Annotated in this window: 19 protein-coding genes; 10 read left to right on the top strand and 9 right to left on the bottom strand. The window is 64.6% G+C overall.

Annotated elements, in window-relative coordinates:
- The first annotated feature begins 245 nt into the window (after window positions 1-245).
- Complete coding sequence (locus ACVWWJ_RS10985; RefSeq protein WP_456967820.1) at window positions 246-1832, top strand: inorganic phosphate transporter; 1587 nt, start codon at window positions 246-248, stop codon at window positions 1830-1832.
- Between the two features lie 90 nt (window positions 1833-1922).
- A complete protein-coding gene (locus ACVWWJ_RS10980) occupies window positions 1923-3524 on the top strand; it encodes an inorganic phosphate transporter (protein WP_456967819.1) in 1602 nt (533 codons plus the stop codon).
- Here the strand turns inward: ACVWWJ_RS10980 and ACVWWJ_RS10975 are convergent.
- Together ACVWWJ_RS10975 and ACVWWJ_RS10970 are read right to left on the bottom strand one after the other, a co-directional pair.
- Complete coding sequence (locus ACVWWJ_RS10975) at window positions 3512-4411, bottom strand: bestrophin family protein (protein WP_456967818.1); 900 nt, start codon at window positions 4409-4411, stop codon at window positions 3512-3514. The genes ACVWWJ_RS10980 and ACVWWJ_RS10975 overlap by 13 nt on opposite strands.
- An 11-nt stretch (window positions 4412-4422) precedes the next feature.
- Window positions 4423-4779: a 2-hydroxyacyl-CoA dehydratase gene (locus ACVWWJ_RS10970; RefSeq protein ID WP_159894487.1), complete on the bottom strand. Its 357-nt coding sequence runs from the start codon at window positions 4777-4779 to the stop codon at window positions 4423-4425.
- Window positions 4780-4918: 139 nt separating this feature from the next.
- Here ACVWWJ_RS10970 and ACVWWJ_RS10965 point away from each other — a divergent pair, with 139 nt between their 5' ends.
- On the top strand, window positions 4919-5746 hold the full coding sequence (locus tag ACVWWJ_RS10965; RefSeq protein WP_456967817.1) for an AraC family transcriptional regulator: 828 nt from the start codon (window positions 4919-4921) through the stop codon (window positions 5744-5746).
- Window positions 5747-5787: 41 nt separating this feature from the next.
- Window positions 5788-6855: an alpha/beta hydrolase family protein gene (locus ACVWWJ_RS10960; RefSeq protein WP_456967816.1), complete on the top strand. Its 1068-nt coding sequence runs from the start codon at window positions 5788-5790 to the stop codon at window positions 6853-6855.
- Between the two features lie 187 nt (window positions 6856-7042).
- Here ACVWWJ_RS10960 and ACVWWJ_RS10955 read toward each other — a convergent pair whose 3' ends face one another.
- From ACVWWJ_RS10955 to ACVWWJ_RS10940, 4 genes are all read right to left on the bottom strand, one after another.
- Entirely contained in the window at window positions 7043-7564 is a 522-nt protein-coding gene (locus ACVWWJ_RS10955; protein WP_159894491.1) for a hypothetical protein, read from the bottom strand.
- Window positions 7565-7579: 15 nt separating this feature from the next.
- A complete protein-coding gene (locus tag ACVWWJ_RS10950) occupies window positions 7580-7948 on the bottom strand; it encodes a BON domain-containing protein (protein WP_456967815.1) in 369 nt (122 codons plus the stop codon).
- Between the two features lie 74 nt (window positions 7949-8022).
- Entirely contained in the window at window positions 8023-8754 is a 732-nt protein-coding gene (locus ACVWWJ_RS10945) for a 2OG-Fe dioxygenase family protein (RefSeq protein ID WP_159894493.1), read from the bottom strand.
- A gap of 20 nt (window positions 8755-8774) precedes the next feature.
- The gene (locus ACVWWJ_RS10940; RefSeq protein ID WP_456967814.1) at window positions 8775-10511 is read right to left on the bottom strand and encodes a L,D-transpeptidase family protein; all 1737 of its coding nucleotides are present in this window, start codon (window positions 10509-10511) and stop codon (window positions 8775-8777) included.
- A gap of 135 nt (window positions 10512-10646) precedes the next feature.
- Between ACVWWJ_RS10940 and ACVWWJ_RS10935 the strand changes: the two genes are divergently transcribed.
- Together ACVWWJ_RS10935 and ACVWWJ_RS10930 are read left to right on the top strand one after the other, a co-directional pair.
- Entirely contained in the window at window positions 10647-11369 is a 723-nt protein-coding gene (locus ACVWWJ_RS10935) for a murein L,D-transpeptidase catalytic domain family protein (protein ID WP_159894497.1), read from the top strand.
- 53 nt (window positions 11370-11422) lie between these two features.
- Window positions 11423-11758 (top strand): hypothetical protein, encoded by a 336-nt coding sequence (locus tag ACVWWJ_RS10930; RefSeq protein ID WP_159894499.1) that lies wholly within the window; start codon window positions 11423-11425, stop codon window positions 11756-11758.
- A gap of 16 nt (window positions 11759-11774) precedes the next feature.
- Here the strand turns inward: ACVWWJ_RS10930 and ACVWWJ_RS10925 are convergent, their stop codons facing one another.
- From ACVWWJ_RS10925 to ACVWWJ_RS10915, 3 genes are read right to left on the bottom strand one after another with little or no spacing between them, the layout of a single operon-like run.
- Window positions 11775-12461 (bottom strand): SOS response-associated peptidase, encoded by a 687-nt coding sequence (locus ACVWWJ_RS10925; RefSeq protein ID WP_456967813.1) that lies wholly within the window; start codon window positions 12459-12461, stop codon window positions 11775-11777.
- A 24-nt stretch (window positions 12462-12485) separates the two neighbouring features.
- Window positions 12486-12875: a response regulator gene (locus ACVWWJ_RS10920; protein WP_159894503.1), complete on the bottom strand. Its 390-nt coding sequence runs from the start codon at window positions 12873-12875 to the stop codon at window positions 12486-12488.
- Between the two features lie 37 nt (window positions 12876-12912).
- Window positions 12913-13317: a hypothetical protein gene (locus ACVWWJ_RS10915; protein ID WP_159894505.1), complete on the bottom strand. Its 405-nt coding sequence runs from the start codon at window positions 13315-13317 to the stop codon at window positions 12913-12915.
- Between the two features lie 145 nt (window positions 13318-13462).
- Here ACVWWJ_RS10915 and ACVWWJ_RS10910 point away from each other — a divergent pair, with 145 nt between their 5' ends.
- The 4 genes from ACVWWJ_RS10910 to ACVWWJ_RS10895 all read left to right on the top strand — a co-directional run bounded on the left by ACVWWJ_RS10910 (window position 13463) and on the right by ACVWWJ_RS10895 (window position 17000).
- The gene (locus ACVWWJ_RS10910) at window positions 13463-13867 is read left to right on the top strand and encodes a hypothetical protein (protein WP_456967812.1); all 405 of its coding nucleotides are present in this window, start codon (window positions 13463-13465) and stop codon (window positions 13865-13867) included.
- 73 nt (window positions 13868-13940) lie between these two features.
- Window positions 13941-14180: a hypothetical protein gene (locus ACVWWJ_RS10905; protein ID WP_159894509.1), complete on the top strand. Its 240-nt coding sequence runs from the start codon at window positions 13941-13943 to the stop codon at window positions 14178-14180.
- A 102-nt stretch (window positions 14181-14282) separates the two neighbouring features.
- Window positions 14283-14507, top strand: a complete 225-nt coding sequence (locus tag ACVWWJ_RS10900; RefSeq protein WP_456967810.1) for a hypothetical protein — start codon at window positions 14283-14285, stop codon at window positions 14505-14507.
- Between the two features lie 75 nt (window positions 14508-14582).
- Window positions 14583-17000 carry a DEAD/DEAH box helicase gene (locus ACVWWJ_RS10895; RefSeq protein WP_159894513.1) on the top strand — a complete coding sequence of 806 codons (2418 nt, stop codon included), beginning with the start codon at window positions 14583-14585 and terminating at the stop codon, window positions 16998-17000.
- Window positions 17001-17028 lie beyond the last annotated feature (28 nt).

The raw sequence follows: 17028 nt of genomic DNA, 5'->3' as shown, positions 1-17028 counted from the left end.
ACGTCGCAACGTACCGACGAGCAATGGATTAGTGACAACCTGGAGGCGTACGAGCAGCCGATCATGCTGATGCATTCGTCTGCATCTCGACCTGAGTGATCGTGTAGGTGCTTCGTGCCCATGGACGTGATGGGTGCACAGGACCACCCCCGTCGAACCCAGCCATTCAGCTTGATTTTCACTAACTGACACAAGACGGTCACACGCCGTTGGTACCTCTGGTCTGTCTTAACCGGAGGCGCACCATGAACAGTACGGTTTTGAGCGAGCCGACCGCCGGCTCCTCGCTTACCCGCTACCTGAGCCTGGGGGTGTTCGCCGCCGTCCTGCTCGCCGCGGCGATCTACGTCGGCTCCCAGTTGGGCCACGATCTCACGGTAGCGCCCACCAGTCCCACCTTCGAATATGTCCTGCTTGGCGTCGCCTTGCTGATCGCCCTGGGCTTCGAGTTCGTCAACGGCTTCCACGACACCGCCAACGCGGTGGCGACGGTGATCTACACGCGGTCACTGCCGGCCACCTTCGCGGTGGTCTGGTCGGGTGGCTGGAACTTCGTTGGCGTGTTGATCTCGAGTGGCGCGGTGGCCTACGCGGTGCTGCAGCTGCTGCCCATCGCACTCGTTCTCAACGTGGGCACGAACGTCGGCTTTGCGATGGTGTTCGCCTTGCTCCTGGCGGCCATCGTCTGGAACCTTGGCACCTGGTACCTCGGTTTGCCTTCATCGAGTTCGCACACGCTGATCGGTTCGATCATCGGCGTGGGCCTGATGAACCAGATGATGAATGCCGGCAACGCCAACGCGGCCGTGGACTGGAGCCAGGCGCTGAGTGTCGGCAAGTCGCTGCTCTTTTCGCCGCTGATCGGTTTTGGTCTCGCCTTCGGCTTGCTGATGATCCTCAAGCACTTCGTCAAGGCACCGGAGCTCTACGCCGAGCCGCACGGTGACAAGCCGCCGCCGTTCTGGATTCGCAGCCTGCTGATCCTCACCTGCACCGGCGTGTCCTTCGCGCATGGTTCGAACGACGGGCAGAAGGGCATGGGCCTGATCATGCTGATCCTGATCGGCACGGTGCCCAGCGCCTACGCTCTGAACAAGGCCGTGACGCCGGGCGAAACGCAGACCTTCGTTTCGGTCGCGCACCACGCGAGTGAGACGCTGGCCAAGTACGCGACGGGTGCGCAAGCGGTCGCTTCGCCGCGTGACGAGATCGAGCACTACATCCAGACCAGGCAGGCCACGCCGGCGACGTTCTCCGCGCTGGTCGCGCTGACCAATCGCATCGGCGATCAGGTCGCGCAGCGTCCGACGCTGGCCGATGTCCCGCAGGGCGAGGTCAACAACGTGCGCAACAGCATGTACCTAAGTTCCGAGGCGCTGCGGTTGATGGCCAAGAGCAAGCAGCCTCAGTTCGCGCCCGAGGACCAGGCGGTGCTCGACAACTATCACGGCCTGCTCGACAAATCGACGAAGTTCATCCCGACGTGGGTCAAGGTGGCCGTGGCGATCGCGCTGGGCCTGGGCACGATGGTGGGCTGGCGTCGCATCGTGCGTACCGTGGGTGAGCGTATCGGCAAGCAGCATCTCACCTACGCACAGGGTGCCTCGGCCGAAGTGGTGGCGATGATCACCATCGGTGCCGCCGATCGCTTCGGCCTGCCGGTGAGCACTACGCACGTGTTGTCGTCAGGCGTCGCCGGTGCGATGGTCGCCAATGGCTCGGGCCTGCAATGGAGCACGGTGCGCAGCATGCTGATGGCTTGGGTGCTGACCTTGCCCGTGTCGATCGCACTCTCGGCGGGACTGTTCTGGATGTTGCTCAAGGTCTTCTAGGTCCGCGACCTAGGGACGTAAGCAGTCACCGACAGACATCCTTCGCTGGGCGCGGCTAGTCTGGAGCCGCGCCGTAGCCAAGGATCGGGCATGTCTTACATCATTCGGGAAGGATCGGGCATTGAGTCCCGTCGCGTGCGTGTGTTGCTCCGCGTTGCGTTCGCTGGTGTGCTCATCGGCGCCGCTTGTTATGTCATCGTCGCGGTGCGCAGCGATCTCGCCTTTGCGCCTTCGAACACCGCCGTCGAGTACCTGCTTCTCGGCATCGCGCTCGCCCTGGCCCTGGGTTTCGAGTTCGTCAACGGTTTCCACGACAGCGCGAATGCGGTAGCCACGGTGATCTACACGCGCGCCTTGCACCCGTCGTTTGCGGTGGCTTGGGCAGGGTGCTGGAACTTCGTCGGCGCCGTGCTTTCCAGTGGTGTCGTCGCCTACGTTCTCGTCCAGTTGCTGCCCATCGCGTTGTCGTTGAACGCGGGATCCTCGGTCGGGTTCGCCATGGTCTTCGCGGTACTGCTGGCTGCGATCGTCTGGAACCTGGGGACCTGGTATCTCGGTTTGCCCTCGTCGAGTTCGTACAGCCTGATCGGCGCGATCCTCGGCGTGGCGCTGATGAACCAGCTGATGCATGCCGGTGATGTCGATGCACAGGTGGACTGGTCGCAGGCCATGGCAATAGGTAAGTCCATGCGTTTCTCGGCAGTGATCGGTTTTGTTCTGACCTTCGTACTGTTGGTGCTGCTCCGGCGCTGCGTGACACTCCCCGACATTTTCGCGGCGCCTGAAGGCGACGCACCGCCGCCGTTCTGGATTCGCTTCGTGCTGATCCTGACCTGCACCGGCGTGTCCTTCGTGCACGGGTCCAACGACGGGCAGAAGGGCATGGGCTTGATCATGCTGGTTCTGGTCGGTGCGGTGCCCGGAGCGTATGCGCTAAACCACGCCGTAACGCCCGGCGAGACACGCATCTTCATCGCAGTGGCGAATGTCGCCAGCGAGACCTTGTCGACGTACGCGTCGGGAGCGGTGCCTCACGCTGGGATGACCGAAGTCGCGCAACGCGAGGTAGTGGAAAGCTACATCCAGACGGGTGTGGTTACCCCCGCTACGTTCCGTGCGCTCGCGCAGATCACCCGCGGTATCGCGCAGCAGGTAGCCAAGGGCGGCTCGCTGGCCGATCTGTCGCATCACGAAGTGGGCGACCTGCGCACGCGCATGTACCTGACGTCCGAGGCGCTACGCCTGATGGACGATGATGAAAGCATTCCGATCTCGGCAGACGATCGCGAGCTGCTCGAGACATACCGTGGCCTGCTCGACAGCTCGACGCGCTTCGTTCCCGCCTGGGTGAAAGTGGCGGTCGCCGTGGCCATGGGGCTTGGCACCATGGTGGGCTGGCGTCGGGTCTCTCGCACGGTGGGCGAGCGCATTGGCAAGAAGCGCATGACCTACGCCCAGGGCGCCTGTGCCGAAGTCGCCACGGTGCTGACCATTTGCGGGGCGGAAATGCTGGAGACGCCGGTGAGCACGTCGCACGTGCTTTCGTCGGGCGTGGCCGGGTCGATGGTGGGCAACCGGTCCGGCCTGCAGCGGGGGACGGTGGTCAGGCTGATCGTCACCTGGGTGCTGACCGTGCCGGCATCCGTCGCGCTCTCGGCGTGCCTGTTCTGGGTGTTCCGTTACGTGGCTTGAGGGTCCGCGGGCGCGTCGCCGACCATCGCGACCAGATCGTTCTTCACCGTGAGGCAATAAGCATCCAGCGGCAGATCGTTCGGCAGGATGTCGAACGGGTCTTCGATCTGGTCACCCAGCGCGTCCAGCCCGAAGAAGGTGTACGCGAGCACGCCCACCAGCAGCGGGGTGAACCAGCCGACCAGGCCAACGAGGCAGAACGGCAGCAGGAAGCAGTAGATGTGCACCGTCCGGTGCAATAGAAGGATGTAGGCGTAGGGCAGGGGTGTGCCCTGGATCCGCTCGCAGCCGCCGAGCGTATGCGCAAGGGTGCCGAGCTCCTTGTCGATGGCTGCCAGCAGGATCGGGCTGGTGCCTTCGGTGCGCGCCGCCGTGGCGAACGCCACGCCCATGTGGGCGATCAGGGCGTCGGGGCGGTTTGGCGAGGCCATGACCGCGGCGAGCGTCTCCGGCGTCACCCAACGGGCGAGGTCGGCGGCGGGGTCTTTGCCGCGCAGGTGGTGCCGCATCGCGTAGGTGAAGGCGATCAACGGGTGCACCAGCTCACGGCGGGTGGCCGCGCTGGCGTCGGGCAGGAAGGCCAGCGCCTGCCGGGCGATGTTGCGGCAGGCGATGATCAGGTCGCCCCACAGCGTGCGTGCTTCCCACCAGCGCTGGTAGGCCACCGTATTGCGGAAGCCGAGGAAGATCGCCAGGGTCAGGCCCATCAGCGTGAGCGGTGCGGAGTTCAGGCCGACCTTCATCGTGAACAGGTGGAAATCGGCCAGGACCACGACGACCGAGAGCAGGATCGTGTACGCCACCCGGCGCCAGATCACCGGAATGATGGATCCGTTGAGGGCGAACAGGATGGAACGGACGGTCGGGGTGCGTGAGTGGACGGTCATGGCGCGGTGGCTTATTCGGCGTCCGGCACGCGCTTGGTCCGGGGTTTGCGCGGCTTGGGTTCCGCGCTGGCGATAAGCGACTGCAGGTAGGCGATGCCTTCTTCCGGCGGGAACCAGGCCACGACGTCGGCTACGCTGAGGCCGTAGCTCACGCGCAGGGCGTTGAACGCCGCACGGGCTTCGGCAAGGGGATCGACCTTGGGCGGACGGCCGCGGCGTGGCTTCTCCACGGGTTTTTCCGGGATCTTCGGGGCCGGGGGCTCCACAGGCGCGGCGACCACCGGGGGCTTGCTCGAAGCGTTCTGGCGGTCGAGGGCGGCGAGTTCGTCCTGGAACTGCTTGAAGTCATATTTACCGGACGAATTCATGGCACTGCTTCGATCGAAAAGTCGGGTCATTGTCGCACGGGCGCCGGGACGATTCGTGGAGGCATTGCCCCGCAATCGCGATCAAGTGCCATAGCCGACACGGCGCTAGGATTGCGCCTACTCCGAGAAGGACATCTTCATGGCGGCCGCGCAGAAAGCCCTCTGGTACATCGAAACCCATTTCAGCGGCGCGCTGGCCCTGAACGATGTCGCCGTGGCCGCCGGGGTATCGCCGTTTCATCTGACGCGGGTTTTCCAGGCAGCGACAGGTTGGCCCGTGGTGCGTTACCTGCGTGCCCGTCGGCTGTCCGAGGCAGCCCGCGTGCTGGCCGGCGGCGCGTCCGACATTCTCGAGGTGGCGCTTTCAGCGGGCTACGGCTCGCACGAGGCCTTTACCCGCGCGTTCCGCGACCAGTTCGGACGCACCCCGGAGGACGTTCGACAGGGTGGATCGCTGGAGGGGCTGGCGGTTGTCGAGGCCATGCGCGTGATGCAGGAACCGGTGCCCGAGGCCCAGGTGCCGCGCGTGGAGGAGGCCGGACCGCTGTTGATCGCAGGGCTCGGAGCGCGTTATCTCGCCTCGAACTCGGCGGCCATTCCCTCGCAGTGGCAACGCTATGAACACGACGCGCGATCGCGCCCGAAGGGTAAGTACGCCTATGGCGCGTGCTTCAACTACGACGATGAAGGCAACTTCGACTATCTCTGCGGCCACGAAGTGCAGAACTTTACCTCGGTGCCCGCGGAATTCACACGCCTCCGCCTGGCCCGGCAGCCGTACGCCGTCGTCAGGCACACCGGGCACATCGGCTCGATCCCGCTGACCTGGCGCGCGTTCCTCGAAACATGGCTGCCTGCCTCGGGACTTATGGCCGCCGACGCGCCTGATTTCGAGCGCTACGATGCCGACTTCGACCCCCTGACAGGCATGGGTGGCGTCGAGATCTGGGTGCCCCTGGTGCCCTGAACCATCCAATCCGTTATCCAACGAGGGGATTCACCATGCCAATGATCAAGCGCGCCAGTCTGGCGCTCGCCCTGACCTCGGTGCTCGGCGTCGCTTCGGCGACGACGGTCGGCGAGACGCATCGCAGCACGACGACGCCGACCGCAGCCCTGCGAGACGCGGCGCACTCGGACACACTGGCCATCACGGTGTGGTATCCCGCGATCGATGGTGCCAGGGAAGAGCCACTCGATATGGGCTCGCCCGGCCATCCGCTGTTTCTGGCCGGAAAGGCCGCCCAGGAGGCGCCGTTCGCGCCGGGCAAACATCCGGTTGTGCTGCTGTCGCATGGCTTCGGCGGGACGGCACGCATGATGAGCTGGTTCGGCACGGAACTGGCTCGGGATGGCTATGTCGTCGTCGGCGTGAATCATCCGGGCAACAACGGCATGGGGCCGATGACGGTGGCGGGTGCGGCGCTGTGGTGGGAGCGTGCTGAAGACCTCAAGGCTGCATTCGCCGCGGTGCGCAAGGACAAGACCATTGCGGCGCATATCGATCCCGCGCGTCTGGGCGTTGCTGGATTCTCAGCCGGAGGGTTCACGGCGTTCTTGCTGGCCGGGGCGACCGTCGATCTTCCTCGGCTGGAGGCATTCTGCGATGCGCATCCGGCCGACGGGGTGTGTAAACCGCAGAAGGAAGCGCCGGAGATCTCCGGGCCTGCTCTGCGGAACAGCGTCTATAGCGATCCGGTGCTGCAGGCGCAACTTGCGCATGCGAAGGACAACCATTCCATTCCTGCGGTGAAGGCGGTTTTCGCCATCGCGCCGGCTCTTGTGCAGGCCATTGCGCCTGATAGCTTTGCGCGCATCCATGTGCCTACGGCGATCGTGCTGGGTGTGGACGACAAGGTTGCCGAGCCGGCGACCAATGGCGACATCGCCGTGAAGGCCATTCCTGGCGCGACGATCACGCGTCTGCCCGGCGTCGGGCATTACGATTTTCTGAGCACATGTACGGCTGCTGCGAAGGCGAGCGTGTCGATTTGTGCCGATGTGAAGCTGCCGCAGGAGGCGACGCACGCCGAGGCGTTGGCGAAGGCGAAAGCGCTGTTCGACAGCGCGCTGTAGGAGAGCCCTAAACCTGCTGTAGAAGCGCGCTGTTTGACTGAAGCGCGCTTTCTGTGGGAGCCGATTCATCGGCGATTGGGCACATGGTCTCGCCGCTCCGTTGGCTTTTCGCCGATGAATCGGCTCCCACACTAGCCTTATCGCCGATGAATCGGCTCCCACACAACCAAGCAATACGAGCCTTTGCTCAGGAGGGAACGCTGGCTTCGGAGCCGCTGGAGATGTCGTCGGCGTTGTTGCGTTTGAACACGTCGCGCGCGACATCGCGCTGGTGTCCGCTTTCGGTGTGTACCGAAATCAAAATGCTCCCTTCGCGGACCTTGGCGTCGTAGCGCTTGGCTTCGAACTCGGGGATGCCCATGCCGACAAGCGCGCCGATGATGCCACCGGTGGCGGTGCCGACTGCTGCGCCGCCGAGCGCAGCCATGATCGGCCCGGCGGCGATGAACGGACCGACGCCGGGAATCGCCAGCGCGCCGATGCCGGCGAGCCAGCCCAGCCCGGCACCCAGACCGAGACCCAGGACACCGCCAGTGGTCGCACCTTCAGGTGCCTTGGTATGGTGTTCGTGCGCGAAATCGCGCGTGCCGCGGCGATCGGGCAGCAGGGCCGAGATGTCGTCGCTGGTGAAGCCGGCCTGCTTGAGTTCGAGCACGATATGCTCGGCTTGTTCGACGGTGCGGGTCGTGCAATAGACGGATGCTTTCATGACGGGCCTCGCGGGTCAGTGTTTGGTGTCGAGCTGGTTCTGGACGGTCGCCACGCCGGGCACGCCTTTGACGATCGACTCGACGCGCGCTTTTTCGGCGTCGTTCTTCACAGGACCACGGAGGATCACCGTGCCGTCGGAAGCGACGAACTTGACGTTGTGTGCCGTCGTCGAAAGGGAGTCGTCGTCCATGATCGCCTTGCGCACGGCAGCGGCGACCTTGATGTTTTCGGCGTCGTTCGGCTGGTCGAAGGGTGTGGTATTCGCACCTTGCCGGTCGCGCTGGTTGATCCTGGTGTTGTCGACCTTGGAGGCGTCCTGGGCGAACGCGGAGGTGGCCGCCAGGGTGGCGACAAGGAGCAGGGCGGTCGAACGGATGGTCACGGTGAGGCTCCGTGGCTGCGGTGCGCGCAGTACGCCTCAGCGACCGTGAAACGCCGGTGCAGCCGGCGCGATGGTCAGGTTGCGCGGAAGGTCACGACGAGCACATCGCGATGCGAGGCCTTGTCCTCGTCCAGCGGCGTCACCGGCGTCACGCCGTGGAACACGCGGGGATCGTGGATCAGTGCAGCGTCGAACGGATGCGCGAGGGTGAACTCGCCGAGTGAGCGGCCGTCCGGGGCGTGGATGGTGGTCGTACCGCGGGCGATGTTCTCGCGATCGATCAGCAGTACCAGTACATAGTCGACGCCGTCACGGTGGCTGCCTTCGGGCGTGGGTTCGCCGGCGGCGCCCGCCGTGGCTTCGATGCGGAACTGATGAGCCTCGACATGCCACTGGGCGACATCCGGCGAAAGGCCGCCGAAGAAGTCGCGGCAGAAGTCGAGGATCGCGCGCATCGTCGCGCCCTGCACGATTTCGGGGAGCATCGGCTCGAACCAGCGCGCGATATCGCCTTGCAGGGTGTTGTACGAGAGCGTCTGGAAGTGCGCCTGATGGGGGCGTTCTTCCACGTGCCCGAAGGGCGACGCGGCGAACACCGCGTGGCGGCGTCGACGGAAGCGTCCTGTTGCCGCGAGGTAGGTGTCCGGTTCCAGCGCATTCCAGCTGGCGGCAAACGCTTCCCAGTCGGCCAGGGGCGCGATGTGCTCGACCAGCCGGCGCATGTCGTCGCCACGTACGAAGGCGAAGCCCTCATCTCGCACCTGGTCGTGGAGGGTCGTTTCGGTCGCTTCGAGGGGGACGTTCATGACGGCAGTATACGACCCGCTCAGGGTGTACGCAGCGGTTGCGGCTTGTCCAGCGCGGTCAGGAGCGGGCCGTCGCGGTCGTAGACATCGGGTTTGTACGCCAGTTTGCCATCGTCGCCGATGTCTACAGTCCAGTAGGCCAGCAGCACCGGCACCGAGGTCGGCAGCGTCACGTTCTGCGTTTTCTTCGTGGCGATGCGATCGTCGATGGCCTGGCGATTCCACTTCGCGTCGTCGTTGAAAAGCAGCTGCACCAGCTCGAGAGGGTGCTCGACCCGGATACAACCGGAGCTGGTATCGCGCTTGGCCTTGGAGAAGAGGTCCTGATGGGGTGTGTCGTGCAGATATACGGAGAACGAATTCGGGAAACGAATGACTACCTGGCCTAATGAATTGCCCGGCCCGGCGTCCTGGCGCAGCGTGATGCCGCGCGGGTTGGACCAGTTAACGCCGGCGGCAGAGATGGTATTGCCATTGGCATCGAGCACGCGGATGCGGTTGTTCGCCAGGTAGGCGCCGTTCGCGCGCACTTTCGGCAGGATGTCGTTCTTCAGGATGGTCGGTGGGACGGTCCAGGTCGGGTTGAAGGTGATGTAGGTGATCTGCGAACGAAAGATCGGCGTGCTGCGGTAGGGTTTGCCGACCTGCACACGCGACTTCCACACCGGCTTGCCGTCGCGATAAAAGCTGATCTTGTAGCCAGCGACATCGACGACCACGAAGGTGCCTTCCAGGGCGTGGAGCAGCCAGCGCGCACGTTCGAGGTTGACACGCACCTGCCCGATGCGCGTCTCGATCGGTACGTTCAACGCAGCGAGCGTACCGGCGCCAACGCTTCCGTCCGCGTCGAGGTACTGGTCGGTCTGGAAGCGCTTGACGGCGTCGGTGAGCGGCGAATCGTAGTGATCGCCATGGGCGAGCGTCGTGTCCAGATAGCCGCCAGCGACCAGCCTGGCCCGAAGGGCACCTACGCGCGGATCCTTCATGCCCGGCTTCAGCGAGGGACCATCGGGGACGGTCGGCCAGCCGCCTTGCGCCGCGGTGGCCCGTAGCTGCGTCAGGGCATCACGCAATTGGGCGTACAGGGGGTTCTGCGGTCGGGCCATGGCAAAGGCCTGGTCCACGCTGCTTTCGTCGATCGAGGTCTGCAGCACCGACATGCCTTGCTGTGCGTCGATCACGGCGGGGTCGAAGTTCCAGGTCGGGTCCAGCCGCATGGGGTCGACCTTGCCGCGTGCGAGCTGGACCAGCGCGGTGATGTAGGCGCCGGTGGCGGCGACGTCGAAATCGGCCCGTCGCTCCGGTGACGCCGTGCTCCAGTCCGGCGCCTCCGTGGTGGATTTGAGAGCGGTGAGGTCGTAGTCGTCGGGTAGCAGGCCATCTCCATCGACGGAGGCAAGGCTGGCGAGCAGCTGCTGAACGTTGGTCGGGTTGGACCAGGCGGCCGTGAAGTGCCGTTGCGCATAAAAGTCGCTCACCGCTTTGCCGAGCGCGGCATCAGGACGGCTCAGTGGACCGCCCTGCAGAGGGGTCATCTGCTGGAGGCGGCCGTAGATGGCGGTGGCCACGGGGTCGTCTGCCGAGGGCGGAGGAGGCGCCGCGACCGTGCTCGGGACCGCCGGTAGCTGGGCGACGATCGGGGGTGGTGCAGCCGCCGAAGCGGCTGTCGGCGGGGCCTGGGCCGCCGCGCAGATGGGAAGAAGGGCGACCAGGACTGATATAGCCAGCCGACCGTGCACGCGTTTTTCCATAGTCATGATCTATCGATTCCGAATTCGTTGGCGTAGCTGCACGCTTTCACATACTTCAAGGGCAATGATGTGACGGTGTTGTGGTCAATAAATGATCAGCGCGTTAGGATGCCCCGTCGTAACACCACCCCGGCTCACCGCATGATTCGATCGCTCCGAACGCTCCTCGCGTCCGCGCCGCTCCTCGGCGCCGCTTTTTTCCTCCCCGCCCAGGCCCACGCTGCCGATACGCTCGGTGATGCACTGGCCAAGCTGGCTCCCAACGCCGACCCCAAGGTCATCGGACTCGCTGTCCAGGCTTCCGAGTGCGCGCAGACCCAGGGCGGTGCGCCTTCGGACCGCCTTGCCGTGATCGATTATTCCCGGCCCTCCTCGGAGCCGCGCCTGTGGGTGTTCGATACCGTGAAGCGCAAGCTGCTGTTCCAGGAGCTGGTCGCCCATGGCAAGAACAGCGGTGATGCGAACGCCACACGATTCTCCAACGCGCCGGAAAGTCTCGCCTCCAGTATTGGCCTCTTTCGCACGTCAGATACCTACATGGGCAAGAACGGGTATTCCCTGAGGCTGACCGGGCTGGAGCCCGGGGTGAACGATCAGGCTCTGGCCCGTGCCATCGTCATCCATGGTGCTGCCTACGTGAACGAGGCGATGGCGAAGATGGCCGGTCGTATCGGTCGCAGCTGGGGTTGCCCGGCGGTCCGTACGGCGATTGCCCACCAGCTGATCGATGCCCTCAAGGGCGGCCAGATGGTGTTTTCGTACTACCCCGACAAGCGCTGGCTTTCGTCGTCCGGCTACCTCAAATGCACGAACGGCCAGCTCGCGCATGTGGAAGCCAATGCGGTCGCGCGCGCGGGTAGCTGATGGCAAGCGCCCGAACCCGCTAGAATCCCGGTGACCTAACCGTGGAATCCAGCATGAAACACGTTCTTGCGATCGCCGCCGCCGTCCTCCTCGCTGGTTGTGCCACCAGCGGCATGAAGGACACCTTGCCGAAGCTCAGCAGCAAGTCGAGCAAGACCGTGCCGGCCTACGTGCAGTGCGTGGTGCCCAAGTGGCAGGCGCTGTCGCCGGATGCCAAGGGCGACGGCAAGGACGACAAGGGTACGGTCACCGCGAGCAAGGATGGCGCGCATGAGCGCCTCGAGATCACCGCCAACGGCTCCGGCTCGCAGGTCGTGATGTACGAACTGCAGAAGGTGAAGGGCGACTACAACAGCAGCTACCGCGACGAAGCGATTTCCTGCCTCTGATTGCGATGCGCCAGATCTAGATCTCGATGGGCTCGACCAGTTCGGGCCCATTGTTTTTTGGTGAGCTGACCGCCTTCGTTACCGGGTAGTAGACGAGATCCGGTTCGTTGGCTGCCTCGAGCAATGCGACGGCTTGCTCCGCGGTGCCGAGCAGCCACTCTTCCCACGCATCCGGCGAGAGGATGACCGGCTGCCGGTCGTGGATATCACCGCCCACCTTGCCCGGTTCGCCGGTAATGATCGTGTACGTGTGCAGCGGGTTGTTATCCGCGTCGCGCCACGTTTCCCATAACCCTGCGAACAACATGAGGCTGCCGTCCGGCGGGCGAATGAAAAATGGCTGCTTGCTGCCTTTTTCACCCTGCCATTCGTAGTAACCCGATGCAGGAACGAGGCAGCGGCGCCGGCGCAGGGCTGCGCGGAACGCAGGTTTCGTGGCGATGCCTTCACGGCGCGCATTGATCAGCTTCGCGCCGAAGCTCATGTCTTTCGCCCAGGAAGGAATGAGACCCCATCGATAAAGACCCACGTGCACTGCGGTATTTTCCGCCGTGACCACGAGCGCACGCTGCGTCGGTGCGATATTGAAGTGATCGTCGCGCTGGTTGATCTCGCTGGTCAGATCCAGCTCGAGGCGTTCGAGTACGTCGCGGGCATCCCGCGACATGCTTACCGGGCCGTAGGTGGCGTAGCGTCCGCACATGGTGTCGGAAAGCGGAAGCGAGCGTCAGGCGACGGGGCGCGCAAGCCGCGCACGCTCGACGGCATCCAGCAACTGCTCACGGTCGAACGGCTTGACCAGGAACACGGCCGAACGAGGTGCCGGCTCGAGGTCCTCGGGTAGCCGGCTGGAGACGATGACGATGGCGGTGTCCGGCCGTTCCCGAAGGGCGGCGTTGAGCAGTTCCCTGCCGCGCTTCTCGCCGGGCGTATCCGCGTGCACGACCATCAGGACGAGGTCGCCCAGTTCCTGGAAGGCCCGCCGGGCGTCGCGGTAGGTCATCGTCGCCCGGGTGTTGTAGCCGGCGTCGTCCAGAACCATGGCCACCGTCTCCGCCACCATGCTCGCCCGGTCGAAGACCAGTGCGGAGGGTGTCGATGACGGCTTGGAGTTCATGGGCGGATTCTATCCCTCCCGGGCTTTCTTGGGGATGTCAGGTCGTGGATTCCTGCGGCGGCCAGGCCGCATTGATGGTTTTCACCCGGGACATCAGCTCATGGACCTCCTGGTTGCGGTCGGCAATACGCTGCTCCTCGGCGGCACGCTGGGCGGCGAAGTCCTGGTTGGTGCCCTGGATGGCCTCGTGGACCAACCGGCAGGTCTCTTCCACGTTGCTGGCGCGGGTGTGAAAGCCCAGCCGGTCGGCGAGGATCTCCATCTTCAGCCCGGGATGGGTCTGTTCGAGCGCACGCGCCCGGACGATGAAGAACTGCTGCCAGTCCCGTTCGGGCGCGCCACTGAGGACAGCCTCGACGCGCGGAATGTCCGGCCGGTCGAATTGCTCGGTGTCGTCGATCGCTTCGAACGAGTCGATGTCGATCCAGTCTCGGCTGGCCATGGGCGCACTTCCTTGGGTAGTGTGGCGCGGGATTGTTGGGGTGGGTGTGTCTACGTGGCGTCGGCACTCGACGAGCGGCGCGTTTTCACCGATTGTGCACGTAAGGAAACCAATCCTCTTCACATTCCTCCCGGAGCTCATCCTCATGCGTTATCTCGCTCTTGCCGGTGTCGTACTGCTCGCTGGTTGCGCCACCCAGAACCAGCGCCACGTCGGCATCCACGACGTGCTGTCGAGCACCACGTTCTCCAACCAGGACACCGCCGACGGCGACGCCACGCTCAACATCGTGCGTGAGCAGGGTCTGTGGGGTGCGGGCTGCTCCAGCGCCGTCTATCTCGACGACAAGGTCGTCGCGGATATGGAAATTGGGCAACAGCTGGTGCTTCACGTCCCCGCCGGTACGCGCAAGCTGAGTGTCCTGTCGCATGGCGCATGCAGTGGCGACCGGCTCGACGCCGACGCTTCCGTCGGTCAGGGCGAGACGAAAACCTTCACGATACCTGCCAGCGGCGAAGGCCTGGCCGCGCAGGCACCGCCCAAAGCCTGACACGGCTTGTCATCTTCATCGTGAGGGCGTAAGAATCGATCCAGGCACACCGCCCCAGGTTGGAGTTGCAATCGTGCATCGTCGAACCGTTGGCCAGTATTCGGTGGAAGTACGCACGCTGCGGACGCCCTCTGGCGTCTGGAAAGCGGCCTATATCGTCGAGCCCGCCTTGCACGCGGGCCCGCGCGACTTCGTCATGATCACCTTGCTCGAAGAGTTCGACGACGAACGCCTGGCCGTGGATGCCGCCATGGAACGAGGCATCAGTCACGCCGACTGGCTCGACACGGCCCGCAGCACGTATACCGGTTGACGTGACCGGGGCAGCGACCTCGTCGTAACGCCTCCGCGACGATAAGCCACCTAGCTTCGCCTGCATGAGGGCCTCCGGCCTTCACCCGGCGGAGTGTCATCCTTGCAGCGCACGATCCTCTACGTACCCTTCAACGCCTCGGCGCATGGTCAGTGGACCCTCCGTCGCAATGCCGATCTGGTGGGGCAGTTTCCTACCCGTGACGATGCGATGCGTCACGCGCTGGTCCTGATCGCGTCGATCCAGAACCTGCCCGGACATGAGGCGGCGATCAAGGTTGAAGACGAAGACGGCGCCTGGCGCCTCGCCGACGGCGTGACCCCCTGAACATTTCCGGCACTCGTCGCAGGATTTGAGATCGCCGGGCGGGATAACAGGCACCCCTGTTTCCTGGATGCGCCCATGGCCGCCTACCTCAAAGCCCGCCTCACCGATGAGGCGGATTCCGCCCTGGCGGTCAGCCATGACGGAAGCACGCTGGCGCGGCGGCTCAGCGACAAGTACAGCGACCGTGTCGCCACCGCGTTTACGGTGTTTGGGCGGGAAGGGCAGTTCGTGCCACTTCCCGGGGATCTCCCGGCCGGCTTGTCCAAGGCCCTGACCGCGCACGGTATCGAGCGCCTCTATAGCCATCAACAGGAAGCCTGGGAGGCCGCCCGCGCGGGTCGGAATGTGTTGGTTTCCACGCCAACGGCGTCGGGCAAGACGCTCTGCTACACGCTCCCGGTGATTTCGTCGGTGCTCGAAGCTGGCGCCAAAGCCCTTTACCTGTTCCCGACCAAGGCCCTCGCCCAGGACCAGGTCGCCGAGCTGCTCGAACTCAACCGGGCCGGCGATCTCGGCGTAAAGGCTTTCACGTTCGATGGCGATACACCCGGTGACGCGCGCCAGGCGATCCGCCTGCACGGCGATGTCGTCGTCAGCAATCCCGACATGCTTCACCAGGCCATCCTTCCGCATCACACCAAGTGGGCGCAGTTCTTCGAAAATCTGCGTTACGTGGTGATCGACGAGATCCATACCTATCGTGGTGTCTTCGGGTCGCACCTCGCGAATGTGCTTCGACGCCTGAAGCGTATCTGTGCCTTCTATGGCGTGACGCCGCAGTTCATCCTCTGCTCGGCCACCATCGGCAACGCCACCGAGCATGCGCAGGCACTGATCGAGGACGAGGTCGTCACCATTACCCGCAGCGGCGCGCCCAGTGGCGACAAGCACATCCTGTTGTGGAACCCGCCGGTGATCAATCCCGACCTCGGCCTGCGCGCCTCCGCGCGCTCGCAGACCAACCTGATCGCTCGCGTGGCGATCAAGGCGAAAATGAAGACCCTGGTGTTCGCGCAGTCGCGGTTGATGGTCGAGGTGCTAACCAAGTACCTCAAGGATGTCTTCGATCACGATACGCGGCTGCCGGCACGCATTCGTGCCTACCGCGGCGGCTATCTGCCAACGGAACGTCGCGAGGTGGAACGTGCGATGCGTGCCGGCGACGTCGATGGCATCGTGTCCACGTCGGCGCTTGAGCTTGGTGTCGATATCGGTAGCCTCGACGCCGTGGTGCTCAACGGGTACCCGGGTTCGATCGCGGCGACCTGGCAGCGGTTCGGCCGCGCCGGGCGTCGTCAGCAGCCTTCGCTAGGCGTGCTGGTGGCGACCAGTGCGCCGCTCGATCAATACCTCATGCGGCATCCGGCGTTTCTCACCGAGGCAACCCCCGAGCAGGCGCGCATCCAGCCGGACCAGCCCCTGATCCTGCTCGACCACATCCGTTGCGCGGCGTTCGAGCTGCCCTTCATCGCCGGCGACGCCTTCGGCCCGGATGACGCCGGCCCCTATCTCCAGGTGCTCGCCGAAGCCGAGGTGTTGCACCAGGAGGGCGAGCGCTGGGAGTGGATCGCCGACAGTTATCCGGCCAATGCGGTGAGCCTGCGCTCCGTCGCCGACGGCAATTTCGTCGTGGTCGATCGCACGGAAGGGCGGCAGACGATCATCGCCGAAGTGGACTATTCGGCGGCGGCGCTGACGCTTTATGAAGGCGCGATCCACATGATTCAGTCGGTGCCTTACCAGGTGGAGAAACTCGATTGGGAAGGCCGCAAGGCGTATTGCACGCGCACCCGCGTGGACTACTACACGGACGCCATCGATTACACCAAGCTCAAGGAACTCGAATGCTTCGATGGCAGCACGTCGGGCGAGGGCAGTGCACGCCATGGCGAGGTGCACGTCGTGCGCCGCGTGTCCGGCTACAAGAAGATCCGTTACTACACACACGAGAACATCGGCTACGGGCCGGTGAACCTGCCCGATCAGGAACTGCATTCCACGGCGGTGTGGTGGCAATTGCCGCAGACCGTCCTGGATGAGGCTTTCCGCTCGCGGCAGCACGCGCTCGATGGTTTTCTCGGTGCCGCGTATGCGCTGCATACCGCAGCGGTCGTCGCGGTGATGGCCGAGCCACGCGACCTGCAGAAGGCCGTGGGTTCCGGTGACGGTGGATGGTCGGCGCAGGTGGATGCTTCAGGACGCGGGCAGATTCGTGCGCCGGATGGCGGCCTTGCACTGCCGGATGCACTGGATCGCTTCCTGCCGACGGTTTATCTCTACGACAACTTTCCGGGCGGTGTCGGCCTGAGTGAGCCGCTGTTCCACCGCGCGGCAGAGCTTCTCACTCATGCGCTTGCCACGGTCGAAGGCTGCGAATGCAAGGCTGGCTGCCCCGCCTGCGTGGGGCCCGTGCTGGCGGCTGATGAAAACCGCGAGACCACGCCGCGCGCACTCGCCGCCCGCGTCCTGCGACTGCTCGGAGCCACCGCATGACCGATCTGGCGTCGCGGCTCGCCGCGCT

It is taken from the genome of Luteibacter sp. HA06 (genome assembly GCF_054061215.1).
This window is presented reverse-complemented; position numbering and strand designations above follow the sequence as displayed.